Here is a 1,308-nt window from a genome sequence, read left to right on the forward strand (position 1 = left end):
CCCCGCCAGGAAGGGCGCCGCCCTTCCTGGACCATCCCGCCGGGGGCGAAGCCCCCCGGACCCCCCATTGGAATCGAGCCTCGCGGGTGCAACCGCCGAGGCCGGAAAACGAATGGGGGCCGGGGCCTCCCAGGTTTCCCTCGGGCCCCGGCGGAGGGTCCAGGGAGGCAGCGCCTCCCTGGCCTAGCCGTTCAACAAGCGTCGCGCCCGGCCTCTTACCGATGAGTGTCCGCCGTGGCCAGTGGCTCCGCCGCCAGGTCGAAGGCCGCGCGCATCAGCGCCCGCGTATAGGCCTCGCGCGGTGCCGCCACCACCTCGGCCGCCTCGCCCTGCTCCACCACCCGCCCGTCCTTCAGCACCACGATCCGGTGCGCCATGGCCCGCACCACCCGCAGGTCGTGGCTGATGAACAGGTAGGCCAGCCGGTGCTTCGCCTGCAGCGCCCGCAGCAGCGCCACCACCTGCGCCTGCACCGAGACGTCGAGCGCCGAGGTCGGCTCGTCCAGCACCACCAGGCGGGGCTTCAGCACCAGCGCGCGGGCGATGGCGATGCGCTGGCGCTGCCCGCCGGAGAATTCGTGCGGGTAGCGTTCCGCCATGGCGGGAGAAAGCCCCACCTCCTCCAGCGCCGCGGCCACGGCGGCGGCGCGGGCGGCGGCGGAAAGTCCCGGCTCGTGCACCTCCAGCCCCTCGCCGACGATCTCGCCCACCGAGAGCCGGGGCGAGAGGCTGCCATAGGGGTCCTGGAACACGATCTGCATCCGCCGCCGCAGCGGCCGGAGCGCGGCGCGGCCGAGATCCTGGATCGGCCGGTCCTCGAAGACGATCCCGCCCGTGCTGCGCTCCAGCCGCAGCAGCGCCAGGGCGAGGGTGGTCTTGCCCGAGCCGCTCTCGCCCACCAGCCCGACCGTCTCCCCCTCGCGCACCGCGACGGAGACGCCATCCACCGCCTTGATGTAACCCACGGTCCGCCGCAGCAGCCCGCGCCGGATCGGGAAGTGGACCTTCACGTCCTCCCCCGCCACCACCACCGGCGCGCCCTCGGCCACCGGGGCAGGGTGGCCGCGCGGCTCGGTCGCCAGCAGCAGCCGCGTGTAGTCGTGGCGCGGCCGCGCGAACACCTCGGCCACCGGCCCGGCCTCCACCGCCCGCCCGTGGCGCATCACCACCACGTGGTCGGCGTGCCGGCGGACGATCTGCAGGTCGTGGGTGATCAGCAGCATCGCCATGCCGAGGCGCCGCTTCAGCTCGGCGAGGAGTTCGAGGATCTGCGCCTGGATGGTGACGTCGAGCGCCGTGGTCGGCTCG

At 74.2% G+C, this 1,308-nt stretch carries 1 protein-coding gene; it reads right to left on the reverse strand.

Translation table 11 applies throughout. From position 1 onward, the window contains the following. Nucleotides 1-215: 215 nt before the first annotated feature. On the reverse strand, nt 216-1,308 hold a 1,093-nt coding region (locus M0638_RS28295), incomplete at its 5' end, for an ATP-binding cassette domain-containing protein (RefSeq protein ID WP_248670299.1).

This window comes from Roseomonas acroporae (assembly GCF_023223525.1).
Taxonomy (GTDB): Bacteria; Pseudomonadota; Alphaproteobacteria; order Acetobacterales; family Acetobacteraceae; genus Roseomonas_E; species Roseomonas_E acroporae.